The organism is Gordonibacter sp. RACS_AR68 (assembly GCF_030418485.1).
In the GTDB taxonomy this organism is placed as follows: Bacteria; Actinomycetota; Coriobacteriia; order Coriobacteriales; family Eggerthellaceae; genus Gordonibacter; species Gordonibacter urolithinfaciens.
In genome coordinates, this window is sequence record NZ_JAIPUP010000004.1 from 244,501 (window position 1) to 267,352 (window position 22,852).

21 protein-coding genes are annotated in these 22,852 nt (G+C 67.1%); 4 read left to right on the plus strand and 17 right to left on the minus strand.

Annotated elements, in window-relative coordinates:
* Positions 1-33: 33 nt before the first annotated feature.
* The 7 genes from fusA to K9U15_RS10315 all read right to left on the minus strand — a co-directional run bounded on the left by fusA (position 34) and on the right by K9U15_RS10315 (position 7,136).
* Positions 34-2,151: an elongation factor G gene (fusA, locus tag K9U15_RS10285; protein ID WP_096227000.1), complete on the minus strand. Its 2,118-nt coding sequence runs from the start codon at positions 2,149-2,151 to the stop codon at positions 34-36.
* A gap of 14 nt (positions 2,152-2,165) precedes the next feature.
* Positions 2,166-2,636 (minus strand): 30S ribosomal protein S7, encoded by a 471-nt coding sequence (rpsG, locus tag K9U15_RS10290; protein ID WP_041240690.1) that lies wholly within the window; start codon positions 2,634-2,636, stop codon positions 2,166-2,168.
* A gap of 121 nt (positions 2,637-2,757) precedes the next feature.
* Positions 2,758-3,129 (minus strand): 30S ribosomal protein S12, encoded by a 372-nt coding sequence (gene rpsL / locus K9U15_RS10295; protein WP_041239796.1) that lies wholly within the window; start codon positions 3,127-3,129, stop codon positions 2,758-2,760.
* A gap of 263 nt (positions 3,130-3,392) precedes the next feature.
* Positions 3,393-3,905 carry a PIN domain-containing protein gene (locus tag K9U15_RS10300; RefSeq protein WP_154270190.1) on the minus strand — a complete coding sequence of 171 codons (513 nt, stop codon included), beginning with the start codon at positions 3,903-3,905 and terminating at the stop codon, positions 3,393-3,395.
* Positions 3,902-4,321: a type II toxin-antitoxin system RelB/DinJ family antitoxin gene (locus K9U15_RS10305; RefSeq protein WP_154270189.1), complete on the minus strand. Its 420-nt coding sequence runs from the start codon at positions 4,319-4,321 to the stop codon at positions 3,902-3,904. The genes K9U15_RS10300 and K9U15_RS10305 overlap by 4 nt, the downstream gene beginning before the upstream one ends.
* A gap of 88 nt (positions 4,322-4,409) precedes the next feature.
* Entirely contained in the window at positions 4,410-5,522 is a 1,113-nt protein-coding gene (locus K9U15_RS10310) for a M20/M25/M40 family metallo-hydrolase (protein WP_301156049.1), read from the minus strand.
* Between the two features lie 240 nt (positions 5,523-5,762).
* The gene (locus K9U15_RS10315) at positions 5,763-7,136 is read right to left on the minus strand and encodes a putative manganese-dependent inorganic diphosphatase (RefSeq protein ID WP_096227004.1); all 1,374 of its coding nucleotides are present in this window, start codon (positions 7,134-7,136) and stop codon (positions 5,763-5,765) included.
* Positions 7,137-7,476: 340 nt separating this feature from the next.
* On the opposite strand from K9U15_RS10315, the gene sdaAA reads away from it, so the two are divergent.
* Complete coding sequence (gene sdaAA / locus K9U15_RS10320) at positions 7,477-9,126, plus strand: L-serine ammonia-lyase, iron-sulfur-dependent, subunit alpha (protein ID WP_301156051.1); 1,650 nt, start codon at positions 7,477-7,479, stop codon at positions 9,124-9,126.
* Between the two features lie 133 nt (positions 9,127-9,259).
* Here the strand turns inward: sdaAA and K9U15_RS10325 are convergent, their stop codons facing one another.
* From K9U15_RS10325 to K9U15_RS10335, 3 genes are all read right to left on the minus strand, one after another.
* Positions 9,260-9,544 carry a hypothetical protein gene (locus tag K9U15_RS10325; protein WP_015540474.1) on the minus strand — a complete coding sequence of 95 codons (285 nt, stop codon included), beginning with the start codon at positions 9,542-9,544 and terminating at the stop codon, positions 9,260-9,262.
* Positions 9,544-10,062, minus strand: a complete 519-nt coding sequence (locus K9U15_RS10330) for an FKBP-type peptidyl-prolyl cis-trans isomerase (RefSeq protein WP_157780539.1) — start codon at positions 10,060-10,062, stop codon at positions 9,544-9,546. Before K9U15_RS10330 ends, K9U15_RS10325 begins: the two co-directional genes overlap by 1 nt.
* A gap of 351 nt (positions 10,063-10,413) precedes the next feature.
* Entirely contained in the window at positions 10,414-10,692 is a 279-nt protein-coding gene (locus K9U15_RS10335) for a hypothetical protein (RefSeq protein ID WP_096227007.1), read from the minus strand.
* Positions 10,693-10,785: 93 nt separating this feature from the next.
* On the opposite strand from K9U15_RS10335, the gene K9U15_RS10340 reads away from it, so the two are divergent.
* Complete coding sequence (locus K9U15_RS10340; protein ID WP_096227008.1) at positions 10,786-12,066, plus strand: radical SAM protein; 1,281 nt, start codon at positions 10,786-10,788, stop codon at positions 12,064-12,066.
* A gap of 128 nt (positions 12,067-12,194) precedes the next feature.
* Here the strand turns inward: K9U15_RS10340 and K9U15_RS10345 are convergent, their stop codons facing one another.
* The 5 genes from K9U15_RS10345 to K9U15_RS10365 form a co-directional block, all read right to left on the minus strand.
* A complete protein-coding gene (locus K9U15_RS10345) occupies positions 12,195-12,533 on the minus strand; it encodes a hypothetical protein (protein ID WP_087190446.1) in 339 nt (112 codons plus the stop codon).
* A gap of 194 nt (positions 12,534-12,727) precedes the next feature.
* Positions 12,728-12,997 carry a hypothetical protein gene (locus K9U15_RS10350; protein ID WP_015540471.1) on the minus strand — a complete coding sequence of 90 codons (270 nt, stop codon included), beginning with the start codon at positions 12,995-12,997 and terminating at the stop codon, positions 12,728-12,730.
* An 81-nt stretch (positions 12,998-13,078) separates the two neighbouring features.
* Positions 13,079-13,438 carry a hypothetical protein gene (locus K9U15_RS10355; RefSeq protein ID WP_015540470.1) on the minus strand — a complete coding sequence of 120 codons (360 nt, stop codon included), beginning with the start codon at positions 13,436-13,438 and terminating at the stop codon, positions 13,079-13,081.
* Between the two features lie 20 nt (positions 13,439-13,458).
* The gene (locus tag K9U15_RS10360; protein ID WP_154270474.1) at positions 13,459-15,771 is read right to left on the minus strand and encodes a molybdopterin-dependent oxidoreductase; all 2,313 of its coding nucleotides are present in this window, start codon (positions 15,769-15,771) and stop codon (positions 13,459-13,461) included.
* A gap of 160 nt (positions 15,772-15,931) precedes the next feature.
* On the minus strand, positions 15,932-16,183 hold the full coding sequence (locus tag K9U15_RS10365) for a hypothetical protein (protein WP_087190442.1): 252 nt from the start codon (positions 16,181-16,183) through the stop codon (positions 15,932-15,934).
* Between the two features lie 368 nt (positions 16,184-16,551).
* On the opposite strand from K9U15_RS10365, the gene K9U15_RS10370 reads away from it, so the two are divergent.
* A complete protein-coding gene (locus tag K9U15_RS10370) occupies positions 16,552-17,145 on the plus strand; it encodes a hypothetical protein (RefSeq protein WP_096227011.1) in 594 nt (197 codons plus the stop codon).
* 104 nt (positions 17,146-17,249) lie between these two features.
* Here the strand turns inward: K9U15_RS10370 and K9U15_RS10375 are convergent, their stop codons facing one another.
* Complete coding sequence (locus K9U15_RS10375) at positions 17,250-18,977, minus strand: MFS transporter (RefSeq protein WP_096227012.1); 1,728 nt, start codon at positions 18,975-18,977, stop codon at positions 17,250-17,252.
* A gap of 927 nt (positions 18,978-19,904) precedes the next feature.
* Here K9U15_RS10375 and K9U15_RS10380 point away from each other — a divergent pair.
* Positions 19,905-21,728, plus strand: coding sequence for a response regulator transcription factor (locus tag K9U15_RS10380; protein WP_301156053.1), 1,824 nt, complete (start codon positions 19,905-19,907; stop codon positions 21,726-21,728).
* 131 nt (positions 21,729-21,859) lie between these two features.
* On the opposite strand, the gene K9U15_RS10385 is transcribed toward K9U15_RS10380, so the two are convergent.
* On the minus strand, positions 21,860-22,714 hold the full coding sequence (locus K9U15_RS10385) for a DegV family protein (protein WP_301156054.1): 855 nt from the start codon (positions 22,712-22,714) through the stop codon (positions 21,860-21,862).
* Between the last annotated feature and the right edge of the window lie 138 nt (positions 22,715-22,852).

The window sequence follows — 22,852 nt, forward strand, 5'->3', positions numbered from 1 at the left end:
ACTTACCTCCGTTATGCTTCAGGTCGCGCGCGCTTACGCGTTCCCGCCGGCCTTGCTGATAATTTCCTCCGCCACGCTCTTGGGCACCGGCTCGTAGGAGTCGAACTGCATGGTGTACACAGCCCGGCCCTGCGTGCCGCTGCGCAGGTCGGTGGCGTAGCCGAACATGTTGCCCAGCGGCACCTTCGCGCTGACCACGATGGCGTTGCCGCGCTTCTCCTGACCCTGGATCATGCCGCGGCGGGAGGGGATGTCGCCCATGACGAAGCCCGTGTACTCCTCCGGCGTCTCGATCTCCACGGCCATGACCGGCTCGAGGATGACCGGGCTGGACTTGCGGAGCGCTTCCTTGATGGCCATGGAGCCCGCCACCTTGAACGCCGCCTCGGAGGAGTCGACGTCGTGGTACGAGCCGTCGACGAGCTCCACGCGCACGTCCTCGACCGGGTAGCCCGCGAGCACGCCGGAGTTCAGCGCCTCCTGGATGCCCTTGTCGATGGAGGGGATGTACTCCTTCGGCACCACGCCGCCCACGATCTTGTTCTCGAACAGGTAGCCTTCGCCGGCCTCCTGCGGGTACATGTTGATGACCGCATGGCCGTACTGGCCGCGACCGCCGGTCTGGCGCACGAACTTGCCCTCGGCGTTCATGACCTCCTTGCCGGGACGCTCGCGGTAGGCAACCTGGGGCTTGCCCACGTTGGCCTCGACCTTGAACTCGCGCAGCAGGCGGTCGATGATGATCTCGAGGTGCAGCTCGCCCATGCCGGCGATGATGGTCTGGCCGGTCTCGTGGTTCGTGGACACGCGGAACGTCGGGTCCTCCTCGGCGAGCTTCTGCAACGCCACGCCCATCTTGTCCTGCTCGGCCTTCGTCTTCGGCTCGACGGCGATGTCGATGACCGGGTCGGCGAACTCCATGGACTCCAGGATGATGGGATGCTTCTCGTCGCAGAGCGTGTCGCCCGTGGACACGTCCTTCAGGCCCACCACGGCCACGATGTCGCCCGCCTGGCAGGCATCGATGTCGACGCGCTGGTTCGAGTGCATCTGCAGAAGGCGGCCGATGCGCTCCTTCTTGTCCTTCGACGCGTTCAGGATGTAGGAGCCGGAATCCAGGCTGCCCGAGTACACGCGCAGGTAGGTGAGCTTGCCCACGAACGGGTCGGTCATGATCTTGAAGGCGAGAGCGGAGAACGGGGCCTTCACGTCGGAGGGACGCTCGTCCTCGGCACCCGTGTCGGGGTTCGTGCCCTTGATGGCCGGGATGTCCACCGGGGAGGGCATGTAGTCCACCACGGCGTCGAGCAGCTCCTGCACGCCCTTGTTCTTGTAGGACGAGCCCACGAACACGGGGTGGATCTGGCAGGCGATGGTGCCCTTGCGCAGGGCGGCCTTCAGCTCCTCGACCGTGACCTCCTCCTCCATGAGCACCTTCTCCATGAGGTCGTCGTCGCAGTCGGCGGCGGCTTCGAGCAGCTCCTGACGGCGCAGCTCGGCCTCCTCGGCGAACTCGGCCGGGATGGCGTCCATGGGCTCGGGGTAGGTCATGCCCTTGTCGTCGGCCTTGAAGTCCCAGGCCGTCATCGTCACGAGGTCGATGACGCCCCAGAAGTTGTCCTCGGCGCCCATGGGAACCTGCGCGGCCACGGCCGGCGCGCCCAGGCGGTCCTTCATGGTCTGGATGGCGTTGAAGAAGTCGGCGCCCACGCGGTCGTACTTGTTGATGTAGGCGATGCGGGGCACGCCGTACTTGCTGGCCTGGCGCCACACGGTCTCGGACTGCGGCTGCACGCCGGCCACGGCGTCGAACACCGCGACGGCGCCGTCGAGCACGCGCAGGGAGCGCTCGACCTCGGCCGTGAAGTCAACGTGGCCGGGCGTGTCGATGATCTGGAAGCGGTACTCCTTGCCGTCGTCGGCACCGCCGGGGTACTTCCAGAAGCACGTGGTGGCGGCGGCGGTGATGGTCACGCCGCGCTCCTGCTCCTGCACCATCCAGTCCATCGTCGCGGCGCCGTCGTGCACCTCGCCGATCTTGTGGGTCTTGCCCGTGTAGTAGAGGATGCGCTCGGTCGTCGTCGTCTTGCCCGCGTCGATGTGGGCCATGATGCCGATGTTGCGCGTGTCTTGTAGAGACATTTTAGCCATAGACTGGGTCCCCCTTAGAAGCGGTAGTGCGAGAACGCACGGTTGGACTCGGCCATCTTGTACAGGTCCTCGCGCTTCTTCACCGACGCGCCGGTGTTCTCGGCGGCGTCCATGATCTCGGCGGCGAGGCGCTCCTTCATCGTGTGCTCCTTGCGCTTGCGCGAGAAGTCCACGATCCAGCGGATGGCGAGCGTCGTCGAACGGCGGGAGTTGACCTCCATCGGCACCTGGTAGGTGGCGCCGCCGACGCGCTTGGGCTTGACCTCGAGGGTCGGGCGGACGTTGTCCATGGCCTTCTTGAACACGGCCAGCGGGTCGCCGCCGGTCTTCTGCTCCACGATGGCGAACGCACCGTAGACGATGCCCTCGGCGGTGGCCTTCTTGCCATCGAGGAGGACCTTGTTGATCAGCTGCGTGACCAAACGGTTGTTGTACTGTGCGTCCGGCTGAACTTCACGACGGACTGCTGCTGCACGACGCGGCATGTATTTCTCCTTCTGGTTCCTGCGCGCTTCCGGGCGGCTCTTCGTCCCGCCCATTAGGCCGCCGCCCCACGCCCCCTTTGGGCGGAAGCGGCCTTAGCGGCCCGCGCGTCTTATCGGTTGCTTACTTGGGGCGCTTGGCGCCGTAACGGCTGCGGGCCTGCTTGCGGTTGTCCACGGCGGCGCAGTCGAGCGCAGCGCGGATGACCTTGTAGCGGACGCCGGGGAGGTCCTTCACGCGGCCGCCGCGCAGCAGCACCATGGAGTGCTCCTGCAGGTTATGGCCGACGCCCGGGATGTAGGCCGTCACTTCCATGCCGTTGACGAGGCGCACGCGGCAGACCTTGCGGAGAGCCGAGTTCGGCTTCTTCGGCGTGGTCGTGAACACGCGGGTGCACACGCCGCGCTTCTGCGGGTTGCCCTTCAGGGCCGGTGTCTTGCTCTTGTCGACCGTCTTTTTGCGGCCCTTGCGGACCAGCTGGTTGATAGTAGGCAAAGCTTCTCTCCTTTTACCTCTTGCTTGTTCCGATTACCTTTATATAGATAGGGAATCGCTTCTGCGGTGCCTCCCTGTGCGCTCAGCTGATTCGCACAGGAAAACATACGCCCACGTGGGACGCGAACGAGAACTTTATCATCGCCCCCGCAGCTTGTCAAACGCCACGCACCCGGGAGTATCTATAGTCTTGCTCTGCGTTTCGCCTGATGGAACGCCTGATAGGCGATTCGATGGGCGGGAGCCTCCACGTAATCTCGAATTTATTCCGCGTCGGCCGCCGCGGCACGGGCGCGCAGGAGCGCGCGCATGTCGACCGGGTCGAGGCAGGCCACGGGCGCGTGGCGCAGCAGCGCCCGGTCCGACGTGACCACGTAGTCGGCATCGACGCGCGCGGCGGCGGCCAGCAGCAGGTCGTCCTCGAAGTCGTCGTGGAGGTCGCGGTAGGTCATGGCGCGCAGGGCCTCGTTCTGACCCACGGGCACGATCAACGAGAGCCCCATGACGTTGCGCACGCTCGACCACGCCGATTCCCGTACCGCCGCGGCAAAATGCTCGTCAACAGGCTCGCCATGCTCCCGCAGATACCGCTTCGTCTCCTGGCAGAGCAGGAAGAAAAGGTCGGGCATCGTTGCCGACGAGGTGTACAGCGCGGCATCGGCCGCCGTCGCCTCCGCCACGAATCCCATCGCCGCCTCGTGCGCCTCGGGCCTGCGCTCGAGGAAGTAATCGACCCATACGTTCGTATCGACGAGCAGCTTCAGCGGCAGGCTCATAGCAGGCCTCTCTCGCACGCCTTCTCGAGGTACGCCTCGTAGCGCAGATCGTCGTAGTAGGCCTCGTGGACCTCGTCGTCGTCGAGCTCCTCCTTCGGCTTGCCGAAGTACTCGTCCTCGCGCAGGTCCTCGGGCGTGATCTTGCGCGGCCCCGGCACGGGCAGCCCGTTGTCGATGAAGAACTTCCGCCAGATGTCGGCCCCCTCGCGCACGAGGGCCAGACGGCGCTGCACCTCGGCGTCGTGCTCGGCGTCGAGCGCGGGGCGCATGAACGCGGGCGGCTCGCCCTTCTCCTCGGCGTACTCCCACACGGCGCGCACCACCTGCGAGGGCGTGAGCCCCCAGCGGGCGAACACCTCGTCGCCGCGGGCCTTCGTCTCCTCGTCGATGCGCACGTTCATCTGCACGGCGGGCATGGCGCCTCCTTTGCGGTCAGGCTGCTTGCTGCTATATAGTATAGCACAGAGAAGGACGCCGCCGGTAGGCGGATCCCGGCGGCGGACGCTACACGGCGCCTTCCTTCACCAGCGCCTCCACGAGACGGGCGGTGCCCTCGAGGTCGGCCACGGAGATATGCTCCTCCGGCGAGTGGAAGGCCGTCATGCCCACGCCGAGCGTCACGGCGCGCACGCCGCGGGCCGCCAGGACGTTCGCGTCGGAGCCGCCGCCGTCGTGGCGGAAGCACGGTTCCAGGCCGGCGGCGCGCGCCGCGCGGGCGGCCGCCTGCACGAGCGCGTCGTCCTCGTCGTAGAGCACGGCGCCGTAGCTCGGCGTCCAGTCGATGCCCACCGTGCCGCCGAAGCGCGCGGCAGCCTGCTCGAGGGCGACCGTCATGGCGGCCTTCTGCGCCTCGGCGCGCTCGGGGTAGAGCGAGCGGCACTCGCCGCGCAGCATGCACGCCTCGGGCACGACGTTCGTCTCGCGGCCGCCGGCGATCACGCCGATGTTGGCCGTGGTGGCCTCGTCGATGCGCCCGAGCGGCATGGCCCCGATGGCAGCCGCGGCCATTTGGATGGCCGAGATGCCCGCCTCGGGCACCACGCCCGCGTGCGACGCGCGGCCGGCGAACGCGGCTTCCAGCGTCCAGTGGCAGGGCGCGCCCGTGATGACGGTGCCGGGCGCGCCGTCGGCGTCAAGAACGTAGCACGGCGCACCGGCGGGCAGCGCATCCGGCGCGAGCGCGCCGGAGCCCAGCAGGTGCAGTTCCTCGCAGGTGGTGAGGAGCACCGTGACGTCGGGGCGCGGCGCGCCCTCCTCCACCACCGAGCGCACGCCCTCCAGGATGGCCGCGACGCCGGCCTTGTCGTCGGCCGAGAGGATGGTGTCGCCGGCCGAGCGCACCACGCCGCCCTCCACCACCGGCTCGATGCCCGCGCAGGGCTGCACCGTGTCCATATGCGCCGAGAGCACCACGTGCCCCGGCGCCGTGCCCGGCAGGTGCGCCACGAGGTTGCCCGTGTCCGCCCCCGTCTGCGCGGCCGAGTCGTCGAAGCGCACGGAGAAGCCCAGGCCCCGCAGCTCGTCGGCGCAGCGCGCGGCCATGGCGGCCTCGTGGCGCGAGGGGCTCTCGATGCGGACGATCTCGCAGAACAGGTCGAGCAGGCGGGTGGGGTTCATGGGTCCTCTTCTTTCTCTTGTGGCAGTGTCGCAAGTTCATCTATTCGCGCGCCGGCGCGAAAACAGCCGCCCCGGTTGGCGCAGCAAGTCAGCGAGGGCGCCTGCAGCACCCGATCTTCGTGCGATCCCGGAGGCTCGCGTGCCCAAGGCACGCTTCGCCTCCGCGATCCCGCGAACCTCGGGCACTGCAGGCGGCCGCAGCGTCGGGCGATTCCGGCGGCCGTCAGGCCGCCGGAACTCCTAGGCTCCCAGGATCTTCGCGGCCACCTGCTTCTTGCGGCTCAAGACGCCCGGCATCCAGGCGCCGCCCTCGGCGGAGCAGTCGATGTTGAACACGCGGTTCACGGTGCGCGGGTTGCCCTCGCACAAAAACTGGCTGCCCTCGGCCAGGATGTCCGTCACCATGAGCAGCACGAACTCGTAGCCGCGGTCGTCCTTCAGGCGGCGCATGTAGGCGCGGATCTCGTCCTCGCGCTTCATGACGGCCGGCAGGTCCACCGTCTCGTGCTGCGCGATGAGCACGGTGGAGTCGCCCAGCTGGAACTCCTTGGAATCGGCGCCCACGAGCTTCGCGACGGGCATGTTGTCCTCGCCGCCGCGGCACTTGAACACGGCCAGGCCGAACGCGGTGGGGTCGACGCCGGCCACGTCCGCCAGGAAGTCCACGATCTCGTGGTCGACGTAGGTGGCGGTGGGCGACTTCAAGATCACCGTGTCGGTCATGACGGCCGAGAGGAGCACGCTCGCGATGGCGGGGGGCATCTCCACGCAGTGGCGGCGGAACTCCATGGCCACGATGGTGGCCGTGGAGCCCACGGGCAGGTTCAGGAACTTGATGGGGTTGGCCGTCATGACGTCGGCGATGCGGTGGTGGTCGACGATCTCCACGACCTCGGCCTCCTCGATGCCGTTGGCAGCCTGGCGCGTCTCGTTGTGGTCCACGAGCACCACCTTGCGCCGCGGGTGCACCGCCACGTCGGAGCGCGTGACGATGCCGATGGCGAACCCGTCGTCGTCCAGCACCACGGCCTCGCGCAGGGCGCTGGCCATGAGGTCCTCGACGGCCTCCTTCAGCAGGCCGTCCTTGGCCAGCTCCAGCACGTCGGTCTCGGTGATGTCGTTGACCTTCTGTCCCAGAGACGCAATGAGGTCGCCCGCCACGGCCATCTCGTTCGCGCCGCCCTCCTCCAGCACGTCGGTGGCCGCGATGTAGCGCTCGGCGATCATGCGGGTGGTGATGAGGCCCCGGTAGGTGCCGTCGTCGTTCGTCACCACGAGCGCGCGCACGTTGTGCTGGCGCAGCAGGCGCCCCGCCTCCAGGAGCGTGGCGTCGTGGGCGATGGAGATGGGGTCGGGCGTCATGACGTCGGACACGCGCGCATGGACGTGGCCCACGACCTCGGGCAGCGGCAGGCCGTTCTCCTTCAGGATCCAGCTGCTCTCGGGGGGCAGCGGCCCCAGGCGCGCGGGCACGTACACGGCCGGCACCTCCCCGTCGCGCGCCTCGCGGCGCGCCAGCTCGTTCTTCAGGTAGGCGTAGCCCACCGCAGCGCAGATGGAATCGTTGTCGGGGTTCTTGTGGCCCACCACGATGATGGGTGCCGCTGTGGCCATGCTCGCTCCTTCGCCGCGCGGCGCCCCGGGCGGGGCGCCTTCGTCTGCCTTTTTTCGTATCGGAGTAGGGCCGCGCGGGCATGCCCGCGGCCTTGATGGGATAACAGTATAGCGACGAAGGGGCGGGCACCGCGGTTTTACCATCGTTTCGTCGTGGAATCTCACGAAATGAGCGGTCGGCGGAGCGCGCTTGCCGTCTTTGCGCTACTATGGCAGCGCAGCAGGCGCCCCGCCGATGAGGGCAGGGCAGCCGGAGCCCGCCCTGCCCCGCCTGCTGACGCAGGGCTGCACGGAGGGCGGTCGGGCCAGCCCCGCAGCAACGGCACACGAAAGGACGCGCATGGATACGTTCGGGTTCGCCGACATCGTCGGCCCCATCATGGTGGGCCCCTCCAGCTCCCACACGGCGGGCGCGCTGCGCATCGCGCGCATGGCGCGCAGCCTGCTGGCGGCGGCGCCGGTGCGCGCGGAGTTCACGCTGTACGGCTCGTTCGCGCACACGCAGTCGGGCCACGGCACCGACAAGGCGCTCGTCGCGGGCCTTTTGGGCCTGGAGCCCGACGACCTGGGCGTGCGCGACTCGTTCGAGCGCGCGCATGCAGCCGGGCTGGCCTTCTCGTTCTGCTGCGACCGCGAAGCCGCCGTGGAGCATCCTAACACGGTGGACGCGCGCATCGTGGACGCGGAAGGCGGCGCGCTGGAGGTGCGGGGCGTGAGCGTGGGCGGCGGCGCGGCCGTCGTCACGCGCATCGACGGCATCGACGTGAACGTCACCGGCGAGCACACGAGCGTGGTCGTGCGCCAGCGCGACGAGACGGGAGTGCTCGCGCACATAGCAGGCTGCTTCTCGGACTGCGCGGTGAACATCGCCACGGCGCGCATGTACCGCACGCGCCGCGGGTCAGAGGCGTTCACGGTCATGGAGCTGGACGGCCCGGCGCCCGCCGAGGCGAAGGCCGCCATCGAGCGCCACCCCGCCGTGCGCGACGTGCGCATCGTGCCCGCCGACGGCGCAGCGGGACGGGCGGCGGGCGATGCCGCGGGACGGCCCGCGGGCGGCACGGGCGCGTGCGCGACCGCAGGTGCGGAGCAGGCCGAGGAGCGCTTCGCCGCCTGCGACTTCGCCTCGGGCGCCGAGCTGCTCGCCCGCTGCACCGAGCAGGGCACGGGGCTGGCCGGCGCGTTCCTGGCGCGCGAGCAGGCGCTCGCCGCCCTCGACGGGCGCGCGTGCGACGCCCTCCCCTACGCCGACCGGGTGCTCGCCGTCATGCGCACCTCGGCCACGGAGCCCCTGCGCGAGCCCGTGCCCTCCATGGGCGGGCTCATCGGCGGCGAGGCGCGCGACGTGCGTCGCTCGCGCGAGCAGGGGCCCGCGGTGGTCGACGGCCTTGCGGGCGCGGCCATGGAGTACGCGCTGGCCGTGCTGGAGACGAACGCGTCCATGGGCCGCATCGTGGCCGCCCCCACCGCCGGCTCGGCCGGCGTCGTGCCCGGCGTGCTGCTGGCCCTGGAGCAGGAGCGCGGCCTGGACGCCGCCGCGCTGCGCCGAGGGCTGCTGGCCGCCGGTGCCGTGGGGTACCTCATAGCCCGCAACGCCACGGTGTCGGGCGCCGAAGGCGGCTGCCAGGCGGAGATCGGCGCAGCCGCCGCCATGGCCGCCGCGGCCGCCGTGGAGATGGCGGGCGGCACGCCGGCGCAGGCGCTCGATGCGGCCGCGAACGCGCTCTCCTCGCTCATGGGGCTGGTGTGCGACCCGGTGGGCGGCCTCGTGGAGGTGCCCTGCCAGAAGCGCAACGCCACCGCCGCGGCCACGGCGCTCGTGAGCGCGCAGATCGCGCTTGCGGGCGTGGGCAACCTCGTGGGCTTCGACGAGACGGTGGCCGCGATGGATGCCGTGGGACGCACGCTGCCCTTCGAGCTGCGCGAGAGCGCCCTCGGCGGCATCGCCGCCGCCCCGAGCGCCTGCGCCTGGTGCGCCGCGCACGCCTAGCCGGACGCCCGGGTGAGCCGTCCGGGCGCATGAGAGCCGCACGGCCTCCGGCTTTCCGGGCGTTCTGCCCGGAAAGCCGGAGGCCGTCGGAGAAGCGGCGGGCGAACCAAAGAGGCGCCGGTCCGGGCGAAGCCTACAGCGGCTCGCTCACGCGCACCTGGCACGGGCGCAGCTCGCCGTCGGGCTGCTCGGTCTTTCCCTTGCGGCAGGGGTTGTAGCACACCTCGCCGCAGATCGTGCAGGTCACCGGCTCCGGCAGGGCCAGGTCGGTCAGGTCGAAGCCGCATTTGGTGCACGGGTTGGGCTTCGAGAAGTGCTCGAGGTCAACCGCGTTGAACATGCCGCATTCGGGGCACTTCACCGGGCGCTTGCGCGGCGGCCGGCAGCCGCCGCAGATGGGATTGCACGACCAGCACATTAGCGGAAGTCCTCGCCCTGGTCGCCTCCCAAGAGCTTCGCCTGCTCCTTCAGGTGCTGCGCCTTCTCGGCGGCGGACACGAAGTCCTCGGGGGCGTCCTCCACCTCGAGCAGCTCCACCTCGAACGTCAGGCTCTTGCCTGCCAGGGGGTGGTTCAGGTCGAACGTGACCAGGCCGTCCGTTATGTCCAGCACGGTGGCGGGCATCGGCGCTCCGTCCTCGCTGCTCGACAGCATGATGCGCTTGCCCACCTTCACGTCGTTCACGGGAATCTGCTCGAGGGGGATCTTCGCCACGTGGCCCTCGAGGTACTCGCCGTAGGCGCCGTACTCGTCCACCGTGAACGTCTTCTTCTCGCCCGCCTCGTTCATCTCCAGGATGGCCTTCTCGAAGCCTTCGATGGCCATGTCCATGCCCGTTTGGAACTTCATGGGCTTCTCTTCCGTGGCGAAGCCGAACACCGTGCCGTCGTCGAGCTTGCCCGTGTACACCAGGGTTACCGTTGAGCCAAGTTGCATCGTCTTGATCTCCTTCTTTCGCATTGACAGGAACGTAAACCGACGGCAAGGCGCGGGCAGGGGCCCTCCCCTCCCCGCGACCACGCGGCGCATGCAGCGCCGAGGGTCCGCGAGCCGTCGGGTCGCCTTCGATTGGATGCCGCAGGAGGGACAGAGGCCCCGCGGCCGGCCTTCAGGTAAGCCGCGCGTCCCGCAAGGCCCCGGCACGCCGGGACGCAGCACGACGAACGGGCTGGGAACGAATGACCGCTTTGACAGTTCTACCGAGTGGACTCCATTGTAGCACACGGACGCCGCCCCTGCCCGCCGTGCCGGCGCCAATCGGCGCCCTCGCCCGACCGGCCCCCGCCCTCACGCCGGATCGGCCGTGTTGAGGCGGATGGCGCACCGCTGCAGCTCGTCCACCATGTCCTGGCTCGGCGGCGCGTCGAGGGGCACGCCCGCCTCCATCCGGCCGTCAAGCTCGAAGCAGGAGCGCACGAACGCCTCGTCCTCGGGCTTGAGCATGCCCAGCCTGCGCGCCTCCCTGAAGCCATCCTCTACGTCAGTGGACCTCGCCACACGCCAGAGATGCAGCGTCACGAGGCGCACCGAGCCGCGGAACCGCCTCTCTATCGAAACCTCTGCCATACCGTCCTCGCTTCCGTTTTCCGACCACAGTCTACCACGAACGGCGACTCGTGCCCTATAATGGAAAGCCGCAGATAACGAAGGAGAATCCCCATGTCGAATGAAGCCCTGGACGCAGCCCTCGCAGAGTACGAGGCGGTGGGTGCGCGCTACGTTGCGGCGCTCGAGGAGAAGGGCCTCGTGTTCGCCGAGGAAGGTGCGGGAGAGCGGCGGCGCGCCGAGCTGCGCGCACAGCTGGCGGCGCGCGGCGTGGCCGTGCGCAACGCGGGCGCCAGCCTGAGCGCGGGGCACTTGTCCCCTGCCTGCGTGGAGTGCACGGGCAATCGCGGGTCGGAGACGTTCTCCACCACGTTCAAGTGCCACCGCGACTGCTACTTCTGCTTCAACCACAACCAGCCCGACTACGAGAAGTTCTTCCGCGAGGGCTGCCCATGGGAGGAGGGCGTGGACCGGGCGGCGGCCGAGAACGGCGCGCTCGCCTGCGTGGGCCTGACCGGGGGCGAGCCGCTGCTCGACCTGGAGAACGCCCTGCGCTTCCTCGGCCGCGCGGGCGAGCTGTGGCCCGGCGCCCACAAGCGCCTCTACACCTCGGGCGACCTGTTGACCGTCGAGGCCGCCGCGCGCCTGCGCGACGCCGGCCTCGACGAGATCCGCTTCAGCGTGAAGGACGACGACGCCCCGGAGCAGCAGGAGCGCGTGATCGCGGCCATGCGGCTCGCCAAGGAGTTCATCCCCTCGGTCATGGTGGAGATGCCGGTGATCCCCGGGGCGCGCACCCACCTTCAACAGCTGTTCCGCCAGTTCGAGGACGTGGGCATCGACGGCATCAACCTGCTGGAGTTCTGCTTCCCCTTCTGCAACTGGGACGAGTTCGCCCGGCGCGGCCTCACGCTCAAGAACCCGCCGTTCGAGGTCATGTACGACTACGGCTACTCGGGGGGCCTGGCCGTTGCGGGCAGCGAGGAGCTGGCGCTCGAGCTCATGCTGTGGGCGCTCGGCGAGGGCCTGGGCTTCGGCATGCATTACTGCTCGCTGGAGAACAAGCACCGCAGCGAGATGCGCCAGAAGAACGAGCGCGCCGCGCATGCGCACCCGTGCGTCGCGTTCGACGAGGGCGATTTCTTCCTGAAGACGGCGAAGGCCTTCGGGCCGGACGTGGAGCCGGTGCGCGCCGCGCTCGAGGCGGAGGGCTGCACGGACTTCATGGAGGATGCCGAGGAGGGCTCGCTCGCGTTCCCGCCGCGCTACCTCGAGACAGTGCGGAGCGTCCGGCGCCCAGACGGCGAGCCGGTACAGCTCCAAAGATGCTTCCTCGTGTACGAGACCGGCGAGGACGGCGGCTACCTCATCGACGTCGCCCTGCGCCCGGCGTAGGGCATGGCACCGGCAGCCAGCACGCCGCGCACTACGGGAAAGGCCCGCGCTTGCGGCGCGGGCCTTTCCCGTAACGATGCTTGCAGATCGGCCCCCGAGGTGCGGGCCCTTCGTGCAGGGAGGGGGATCTAGCAGGCCCGCTTCCAAGGCGCGCCCGCCGGGTTGAGCTTGCGGCGTGCGGAGAGCTCGTCGGCGAACATGATGCAGTAGCGCAGGCCCTTGAGCGTGACGTACAGGCAGGCTATCTCGTGCTTGCCGCCGTGGTTGAACACGTCGTACGTCAGGTACTCGCGCTCGATCATGGGCTCGTAGAGGGGGCTGCCCTTCACCTTCTCCATCAGCAGGTTCGTGGACTCGCGTCCCAGCTCGTCCTGCTTGAGGGAGATGTTGTACAGGATGTCCTCCTGCTCGGGGGTCAGGCGACCCATTTCCTCGATCTCGGCCCTGATGACGTCTTCGGTTCCCATAAGCCCTCGTCTCCTTGTGCGGTTCGGTGCCCGCGTTCCCAATGGTTCCCACAGTTCCCAATACGGTGCCCGTAAGGCTTTATCGCCAGCAAAGCGCTGCAGGCGCCGTAGTGCTCGCCATTCTAAAAGAGGACCCACTTCGAGCAACAAGCGAGTCCTCCCTTTACCTCTGCGCAAGCTTTACTGCTTAAAGCTTAGCTCACCGGCTTGATGTCCTTGAAGCTGCCGCCCAGGCCAAGCTCGCCGGCACCCTCGTTGCCGGTAGCCTTCGTGGAGGTGTAGCCGCCCCAAGCGCGAGCGATGTACTTGTCCTTCACGAAGAAGACGTTCAGCTTCAGCAGGTCCGGCTTGGTAAGCTCGAACTCGGCCGCGGCCTCGTCCTGGGTCTTGCCCTCGGCCATGAGAGCGTTCAGCTTGTCGGCTGCTGCCTGAGGATCGAGATCCATGAACTCATCATGCGTCATTGTGCCCTCCTTGTCAGTCGTTACAGCGTCGTGGCCGCCGTCCGCGAAGGCGGCGGCCACGACAATCATAGCATTATCGGCTTACAGCTGGAACAGGACCATCGGGCGGTCGAACTCCGCCATCTTGGCCTGCATCTCCTCGAGCGTGCCGTAGTACATGGACGCGGACTCCTCGACCTGCACGGCCAGGGGACGCTGGCCGGCCTTGTCGCCGCCGGTGCCCCAGTGCTCGGAGAAGATCGACGTCGGGCACGGGATGTAGAACCACTCCCACGCGTCGCCGTCGGAACCCTCGGCCTTGCGGAAGGGGCCGACCTCGACCTCTTTGATGCCGAACTGGTCGAGCGGGAGGCCCAGCTCTTCCTTGCAGGCGATCTCTGCGGCATGGTTGCCGGAGAAGTAGGTGTAATCAACGAGCAAAGCGTATTTCTGGTCTGCCATTATCGCCACTTCCTTTCGGGTTAGTCTTGGTCCAGGCTACGGACGCGGCGGACGTTGCACATGACACCCTTGTACGGGGCGCCGAAACCGAGCTTGCCAACGTTGAAGTGCGGCACCAGGCTGTTGAAGTTGGACTTCCACACGCCGAACAGGTTGGGCTCCTCGCCGTCCTGCTCGGGGAACCACCAGCCGTGCGCGCAGTTCAGGATGCCAGGCTTCATGACCGGGGTGACCTCGGCCTTGAAGCGGGCCTCGCCGAACATGTTGTACACCTCGCACCAGTCGCCGTCGGTGATGCCGTACTCGGCAGCCGTCTCCGGGTTGATCTGGACCCACGGCCACGGATCGATCTGGCGCAGCGACGGCACGTGGCGATGCTCGGAGTGGAACGAGCTGTAGCGGCGCGAGCCGGACGTGGTGATCAGCGGGTACTGACCGGCGAAGTCGGGCTTGCTGATGGGGCTGTAGTTCGGCTCCTCGTAGTAGGGCAGCGGATCCTCGCCCCAGGATTCGTACAGGATCGAGTAGGCTTCGATCTGGCCCGTGATGGTGTTGAAGCCGGGCTCGCCGTCGAAGCGGAGCAGGCCCTTCTCGTACTTCTCGTACTCGAAGCCATGGGCGCCGGGCTGGTAGAGACCCTCCTCGCGGAACTGGTTCCAGTCCATGCCGAGCTCCTTCAGCTGGTCGCTGTAGAAGTCCTCCACGGCAACCGCCAGGGCGTCGAGGTCGAGGGACTTGCCGTCGGCCGGCTTGTACCACGGCCACCAGGACGGGTTGAGGCGCTGGCCGAACATGAGGCAGATCTCCACGTCGGACTTGCACTCGCCCACCTGCAGGGCCTTGTTCATGGGGCCCATGAACACGGTGTTGCGGCCGTAGTGCGTGAGCACGATGCCGTTGTGCTCGGCCCACGTGGCCATCGGCAGGAAGTAGTCGCCCACGGCCATGGCCGTCGGGGTCATGGTCAGGTCCTGGACCACGACGAACTCGAGCTTCTGCAGGGCCTTGTGCCAACGCTTAGGCTGCGCGGAGCACGTCGGGGTGAGGAAGTTGGAGCTGTTGAACCAACCCATCTTCAGGGCGTAGGGCTGGTCGGTCTCCATGGTGTTCAGCGTCTCGTCGGGCTGGGTGGTAGCCATGCCGGTGGACAGGCCGGGCCACGCCGCCGCGCCGATGCGCTTCTGCCACACGTCGTCGGCCATGGCGCCGCGCTGCTCCATGCGCCACTTGCCGAGCAGGGCCGACGGAGGACCGAGGGTCAGGCCGCCGGGACGGTCGATGGAGCCGGCGAGGGCAGCCAGGACGATGAACGCCTGGGACAGCTGCACGCCGTTCTTGTTCTGGTCGAACGCGAGGCCCCACGCCCAGCCGATCGGGCGCTCGGTGCCGATGATGTGCGCGACGCGCTTGATGTCCTCGGCGTCGACGCCGGTGATCTCGGCAACCTTGTCGACGGGGTACTCGGCCGCGCGGGCCTTCATGTCGTCGAGGCCGTAGATCCACTTCTCGGCGAACTCCTGGTCGTACTCGCCGTTCTCGAACATGAGGTTCATGATGGCGAGGGCCAGGGCCGTGTCGGTCTGCGGGCGGACCTGCAGGTTGATGTTGCCGTCGTGCGCGCCCACCCACGTGATGCGGGGGTCGATGGAGATAATCTTCGTGCCAAGCTTCATCAGGTCGACGAGGCAGTGGCCGAAGAAGCCGTCACCGTTGGAGGGCAGGGGCTCCTTGCCCCAGACCACGATCCACTTCGGCACGGTGTAGCGCGGGTCCTGGTAGCTGCCCGGCAGGTGGCCGGCGTAGTCGAGCTCGGGGTAGCCGGCGCCCAGCACGTAGTCGGAGATGGAGCAACGCGGGCCGTAGCAGGACCAGCCGGACTGCGTGTAGCAGCAGTTGGGCGACTGCAGCACCGAGAACGTCAGCGCATAGTAGAAGATGCAAGCCTCGCGGCCGGTGCCGCCGAAGACCACGATGGACTCGGGGCCGTAGGTGTTCTGGAAGTAGCGAACCTTGTCGCAGATGGTGTCCAGAGCCTCGTCCCACGTGGTCTGAACCCACTTGTCCTTGCCGCGGTCCTCCGGGTTACGCTTCATCGGGTGGATGATGCGGGAAGGCGCGTAGGTGTACTCGCGCAGCGCGAGGTTCATCGCGTTCACGCGGCCCGTGGTGATGGGGTTGTCGTCGTCGCCCTCGATGCGGACGAGCTCGCCGTCCTTCGTGACAACCTTGACGCCGTATCCCACCGGGTGGCTTCCCGGAGGCGACCACGTGTTGCTGCGGGTTACGACAGTCCCGTCTTCCATCACGGTTTGCCACTGTTTACCGTATGCCATGTTCTCCTTCTTTCTACACTCTCACTCGTGTTTCGGTAGAAGCATCTCTGCGCTTGTCATCGCGCGAAACCTCGTGTAGATCCTCGTGCTGGGGACCACCCCCTTCCGTGGTCGCGGCGCCCGTCCCCTTTGCAGGCGCCGCTTAAAGCATCGCGTCCGCTTACGCGGTGGGAGGCTTGGGAGCGCCGGGGGCCGCGGGGGCCTTCGGGGCGCCGGGAGCTGCGGGGGCCGCGGGGGCACCGGGAGCCGCGTTCGGCAGCGGCTTCTCACCGTTGATGTACGGCGTGAAGTCAGCCTTGCAGAACGGGCATGCCTTCAACGTAACGCCGGCCATCATCTGGATGGTCTTGCCGCACTCGGGGCACTTGTTCATGCCGCCGCTCGCACCTGCATCTGCTGGTCTGAAGCACATAGGGGAATCCTCCGTCTCATTTCTTCGGCCGGCTCGGGCGGCGCATCGCGCCGTCTTGCTGCCAACCCCTTGCCATAATGTTCGTCAGCGAAAGCCTGACGGGAAACAGCTTAGTTGCCTGGGCGGATGGGGCATCGAATCACGGGGACAATTTTGAGGATCATACCATCGTCCCCGGAGGTTGATTTTCGTCAACCCGGTGGGTTACTGTTTGTTATTTTACCTGTTCAAAGGCCATTTTTAGACTTTCGTCACCAAAGCGCTCAAACCCCGACGAAGCCCCTGAAAACAGCCCCGAGCGCCCTGCGCCAAGCACCCCTGCGCTATAATCGAAGCAAGCGAAAACGCGCCTTTTAAGGGGGATTTCTTTGAAGAACAACAAGGTGTACTTTCCGGTGGACGCCATCGCGCGCCACGAGGACTTCGACGTGTGGTACGAGGACGGCGACGTGTTCCTGAGCCTCAAGGGAGCCTGGTCGGGCGAACGCGACCGGGTGGCCATCTTCGGCCGCATGGGCGGAGAGATGGGCTCCATCAAGCCCGATGCGAAGGCGCTCACCTACTACCTGAAGCTGGAGCGATGGGAGTACGTGTTCCACACGCTGCACCTGTTCGAGCACTACTACGTCAACGGGATGAAGTGGCAGATCGACGGCAGCCTGAGCAACCCGCCCTTCGACTTCGTGGACGAGGAGGACGGCCGCAAGGAGGTGCACGTGCAGGTGGTGGACTTCAAGAACCGCGGAGCGTGCTACGAGATACGGGTGCGCGACGTGGCCAAGCTGCGCATCGCCACGGCGGCCGTCATCGCCATGGGCATCAAGGAGGAGTACAAGGGCCTGAGCGAGGGCCTCAAGAACCCGGGCGCCACCAAGCTCGAGAAGGCGAAGAACTGGCTGTTCTCGGGCAAGGGCTACACCTACGAGGAGCTGCTGGCGCAGGAGGAGGGGGGCAACGCCTAAGGGCTGCAGCCTTTCCCGCACCGAGCACCATGAGAAAGGGCCGGAACCCGCAGGTTCCGGCCCTTCTCGTTCAACGCGCGTATGCGCGGCAGGTCAAAGAGCGCTTAAGCCTTCGTGGAGGCCTCGTCGCCCAGGGAAGCGGAGGCCTTGGCGGCCTTGTTCTTGGCGAGCTGCGCGCCGCCGAACACGAAGAAGTACACGAACGGGAGCAGCAGGCCGATTGCCATGAGCGGCAGGGCGTAGGGCTGCTTCGCCCAGTTCGGCACGATGAGCGGGCAGGCGATGCAGAGCACGGCCAGGATGGCCACGATCACCAGCATGATGATGAAGCGCATGTTGCCGTCGCGCTCGGAGGCGCCGAGCTTCTCCTCCTCGGCCGCCAGCTGGTCCATGGTCTTGCCAGCCGTCTCTTTCACGAACAGCACGGTGCAGACGAAGCCCAGGGCGAACGGCACGATGAGCACGAGCACGACCGTCGACCAGTTCGTGGCGCCGGTGGCCGTCTGGAAGAACGCCATGCCGGCGATGCCGCCGAGCACGATGGAGGAGGCGGAGCCGCCGAAGCGGGCGAACGCCTGGCACCAGGACGTGCCGGTGTTGCGAATGGCCGTGGGATAGCTCTCGGGCATGAGGGGCTGGACGGCCGTGATGGCGTAGTTCAGCGCGAAGCCGAACAGCAGCATGAGGGCGATGCACAGGCCCATGTTGTTCGGGGCCACGAAGATGGAGCACAGGACGATGGCCACGATGCAGAAGAGCCAGGAGAACGCCAGGTTGCGCTTGCGGCCCACCTTGTCGGACACGAAGCCCACGGCGATGTTCGAGGCGATGGCCGCCACGTTGTTCCACGTCTGGAGGGCGACCGAGTCGGCCTGCGAGTAGCCCAGGCCCACGAACCACGTGGGGATCCAGGCGTTCATGCCGTACACGCAGAACTGGCCCACGAAGTAGGCGGCCCAGATAGCGCAGGTCGCCACGATGAACTTGCTGGAGAACAGCACGCTCGGGCCCGTCTTGGCCGGCTTCGGCGGCACGATGAGCAGGGCGGGGTCGTACTCATGGGACGTGTGGCGCGTGGCCTGCTCGATCTCGGTCAGGCGCTTGCAGGCCATGGCCTTGTTGCCGGAGTTGGCGTACCAGTGCGGCGTCTCGTGCATGGCGAAGATGAGCACGATGCCGTAGAGCAGCGGGATGGCGCCGATCAGGTAGCACAGACGCCAGTTGGCGTACATCGTGGCGGTGCCGCCGTCCGCGAGCGTGTAGGTCACCTGGTTCGTGAAGTCGCCCAGCAGCGGCGTGGCCGCGTTGCAGATGGGGTTGGCGATGAGGCCCGCGAGCACCCAGCCCACGACCATGAACGCCATGCCGAACGTCACGAAGATGCCGCGCTGCTTGGAGGGCATGCTCTCGGAGAACACCGTCGTCACAACGGGGATGCAGGAGCCCACGCCGAAGCCGGCGATCAGGCGGAACGCGGCGAAGAACGCCAGGTCGTTCGCGAACGCCTGCGGCAGCGTGAACAGGCCGTAGAACATGACGGCCGCGATCAGCGTCTTCTTGCGGCCGATCTTGTCGGACATGATGCCGCCGAACGCGCCGCCGAGCACCATGCCCAGCAGGCCCCACGTGGTCAGCGAGCCCATGAGCGCGCCCGGGTTCGCGTTGTCGGGCCAGAACGTATGGGCCACGAACAGGTTGGTCGAATTGACGATCATGAAGTCGTAGCCGTCGAAGATCATGGCAAAGGCCAGCAGCACGAACACGACCCACGTGTGCTTGCTGATGCCGATAGAGTCGATGACTTCCGAGACCGTGAACTCTTTTTTATCCATCAGTCCCTCCTTTTGAGGTAACTCGTATGATAAGGAACCGGGTCGCCCGCCCCCGCTCGAAGCGGGTGCGTGCGCCTCCGGCGCTTAACTCTTCCCCTTTGCACAGTGGCAAGACCGGAACCGCAACGTGCCTTCAGGAAATTACGGACGCTTCAGTATTGCTTGAATAACCGACGCTTCCGTAGTTTCGACCGCCGTCCCTCAACGGCGTTCGCAACCTGCCTACAAGACCGTGCCGTCTCCAGAAGAAACGACTGCGCGCACCCTCCTTCCCCGATTCTCTTGCCTGATCGCGTTATTTCCTTTTGCGCAGGAGACCGAAACGGCCGTGAGCATGCAAAAGAAATATCCAAGTCGAAGGGTACGAAACACGGGGCGAGCGGTCATCCTCTCGCGGGTACGCTTTACCGACCGGGCATCGACCCCTGGGATCGATTTATCGGACGCGCCTTTTCAGGTCGTTTCGCGCAGGCCCGGGCTGGCCGGACGGCCGAGGGCCGGGCGGGCGCAGGGCGCAGGACTGTGCAGACACCGGCGGGCGCTGGAGGGCGGTCGGTGGGCCGTCGCCCCGACCTAGGCCGATCGGCAGCGCAAGCCTCCCCGCCTGCAGCTATCCCGCGCGCGGGCCGGCCCAATCCTTGCAGGACGGCCGCGCCCCTTACGGCGCCGCACGGGGAAGCATCGTCCCGAGAGGTTGATTTTTATCGTCCCTACGGCATAGACAACCCAATATCCCCAGATAAGGGTGGTAGCCACGCGATCGCGTCATTTGAACAGAACCGCGGAAACGTTTATAGTGGAGCCCATCGGCCGGATCGGCGCCGCAGGCGACGCCGACAGACACGGAGGCAGCAGCAGGACAGCATCCGACCGAGAAGACTATGTCCGATGATCGCCTCGACAGGGGAATGCGAGGAAAAAACGCCCATGGCCATCAACCTCCCGCGCATCAGCATCACCGTAGACGACCACCGAGGCATGGGGACGCAGGGAGAGCTCAATATCCTGTCCTTGGGCTTCGGCATACACCAGGCATGGATCTACGCTGCCATGTTCGGAACGAACTCCATCTTCCAGATCCCCTCGCCCGAGGGGTTCTTCGGCCAGTCGCACTCCTTCGTATCGTATGTTTTCCTCATCTCCATCGTGGTGTTCGGGCTGTCGCTTCTGTTCGCCGCCATAACCGACCAGAAACTCCTCAAGCTCTACACCGCCAAGCGCGTGCTGCTCGGAGCGGGTATCCTCACCTCGGCGGGCACGTTCGCCGTGTTCGCCGCCACGCTGCCCGGGACGCTGGGCATAGCGGCCACCGTGTTCGCCGGTGTGTCCACGGGCATCGGATCGGCCTTGCTGCTGCTGTTCTGGGGCACCGCCTATTCGCGCCACGGCGCCGCCACCATCGTCATGAACACGGCCGTGGCCATCGTCATAGCCGTGGCCATCTACTCCATCGCGCTCCATATGGTGCCCGCGCCCTACTCGGGCGTGCTCACCGCCTGCCTGCCGCTGCTGGAGCTGCCCATTTTGTGGCACCTCACGCCGGTGAGCTATGCCGTGCGCCACGCCATACCCATCTTCAACCCGCTGCCGGTGCACAAAGGGCCGTTCTGCCTGCGCTTCGCGCTCCCAGTGTTGCTGTTCGGCTTCGCGCTGGGCGCGCTCCGCTCGCTGTCCACGCAGGTCATCTTGCCGTCGTCCGACCTCACCACGCAGCTGCTGGCGCTGTTCGCCGGCGGCGCGGCCACCGTGCTGCTGTTGGTCACCACGTTCTCCATCGACAAGCGCAGCCACTGGGATTTCCTGTTCCGGCCGCTTGTACCGTTCATCGCCATCACGCTGTTCTTCCTGCCGTCCCTCGCGTTGGACAACTCCATGATCGCGGCACTCGTGCTGCTCACCGGCTACATGTGCTTCGAGGCGCTCATGTGGGTGTTCTTCGGCGAGCTGTCGCAGGAGTTCCGCCTGTCGCCCATCTTCGTGTTCGGCATCGGGCGCGGCTGCCTGGCCCTGGGCTCGATAGCCGGGTCGCTGTCGATGGCCGACCTCACGTTCCTGTCGTCCCTCTCGCCGTTCGGCGAGGCCGGTGGCGCCGTGCTCATCATGATGGCCATGGTGGTGGCGTACGCGCTGCTGCCTCGCGTACGCGACATCAAGCGCATCGTGGTGAAGGGCGGACGCGATTTCGACGCCATAGAGTCCTTCAACCATCAGATAGAGAGGGTTGTCTGGGCTTCGCGCCGGGCAAGCACGGAGGCATCCGACGACAGCGCCGAGATGGAGGCTTTGCCGATGCCCACGCCCGGAACGCTCTTCGGCATGGACTCCGTGGCGGCCGAGACGCCGTCAGACCTTCCCTCTTACGGCTCGGCCGGCACTCCCGGCTGGCGCGCCGCCAGCATAGGAAGCGCGACGCCGTCCAAGCTGGCGGCGGACACCCAGCTGGCCAAGGAACCGGCGAAAGAGGCGGTCAAGGATCCGGACGCGGCCTCGTCGGAGGCCGAGCGCTCGCGCAAGAGCGGGCGGTTCCGCTCGCAATGCGAGGTCATCGCCGACCGCTACCTGCTGTCGCGCCGCGAGACCGAGGTCATGTTCCTGCTGGCCAAGGGCCACAACGCCGCCTACATCCAGGACAAGCTGTGCATCTCGAAGAGTACGGCCAAGACGCACATCAGCCATATCTACCGCAAGCTGGACATCCACAACCAGCAGGAGCTGCTGTCCATGGTGGAGGAGGCGCGCGACGAGCTTTAGGCGCGGCTATGGCTGCAGCCGCGGCGAGACCGCCTCGCGGGCAAGGGCTCTGCCCTTGCCGCCGACCGGGGCCATTCGCCACGCTGCTGCAAGGGCAGAGCCCTTGCCCTGCACTCTACCTGCCAGCCTGTTTACGAGAGATCCAAGTCAGGGCATGCGGCCAGGTCGACTGCCTGGATGGCGATGCAGCTGGGGCCGCCCTGCGTGATGAAGGCCGGGCCGAGCTCGAACAGGCCGAAGCGGCAGCCCGGGAAGCGCTCCTCCAGGTAGGCGAGCGCCTCGGCTGCCTGGCAGGGGTTGTCGGCGTGGCTCACGCCCACGTAATACCCCTCGCCTATCCCGCGTCCCTCGAAGTCGGCCGCAACGGCGGCGATGGCCTTCTTGAACGAGCGGGCGATGGCAAGCTTGCCCAGCCTCCGACCGTCGTCGGTCTGCTCCATCACAGGGAACGCCTTAACCAGGTGAGCGAACTTGGCCGCAAGGGGCGTGAGCCGGCCGCCGCGGCGCAGGTAGTCGAAATCCTCGGGTATGAGGCAGGAGCGCGCGGTGCCCATCATGGCCTCCAGCCGCCCCACGACCTCCGCCGCGCCGAGGCCCTGTGCAGCCAGCTTCACGGCATAGCACGCGAGCGCACGGTGCGGCACGCAGAGCGTCCGCGTGTTCAGCACGTGAACGCGCTCGGGGTGCCGAGCCTGATCGCGCAGGCCGCAGGCCATCTCGTAGGCGCCGGACAGGCCGTCGGCCATGGCCAGGTGCACCACTTCCTCGTCCGTGTCGTAAGCTGCCAGCGTGAGCGCGGGCGGCGGGGAGGCGCTCTGGGGAAGGGCTCCGGCACGCACGAGGGCCAGGAACTCCTCCGACGAGATATCCTCGTATTCAAGCCAGGTAGCTCCGTCTATGGACACGGTCAGCGGAAGCACCGCCATGCCGCGCCTCGCCCCCTCCTCCACGGAGAACATCACGGATGAGTCGGCCACGATCCTCATGCGGGCCTGCTTTCTCCTCGTCGTCGTCAGGGTACGCACCGCCCCCCCCCGCGGTATCGCGCACCCCCGTTGAATTCCATCATGCAGGATCAAGCCGCAACAAGCAAGGCCGCTGCGAAAAAAGCGCGCGTCACCGCA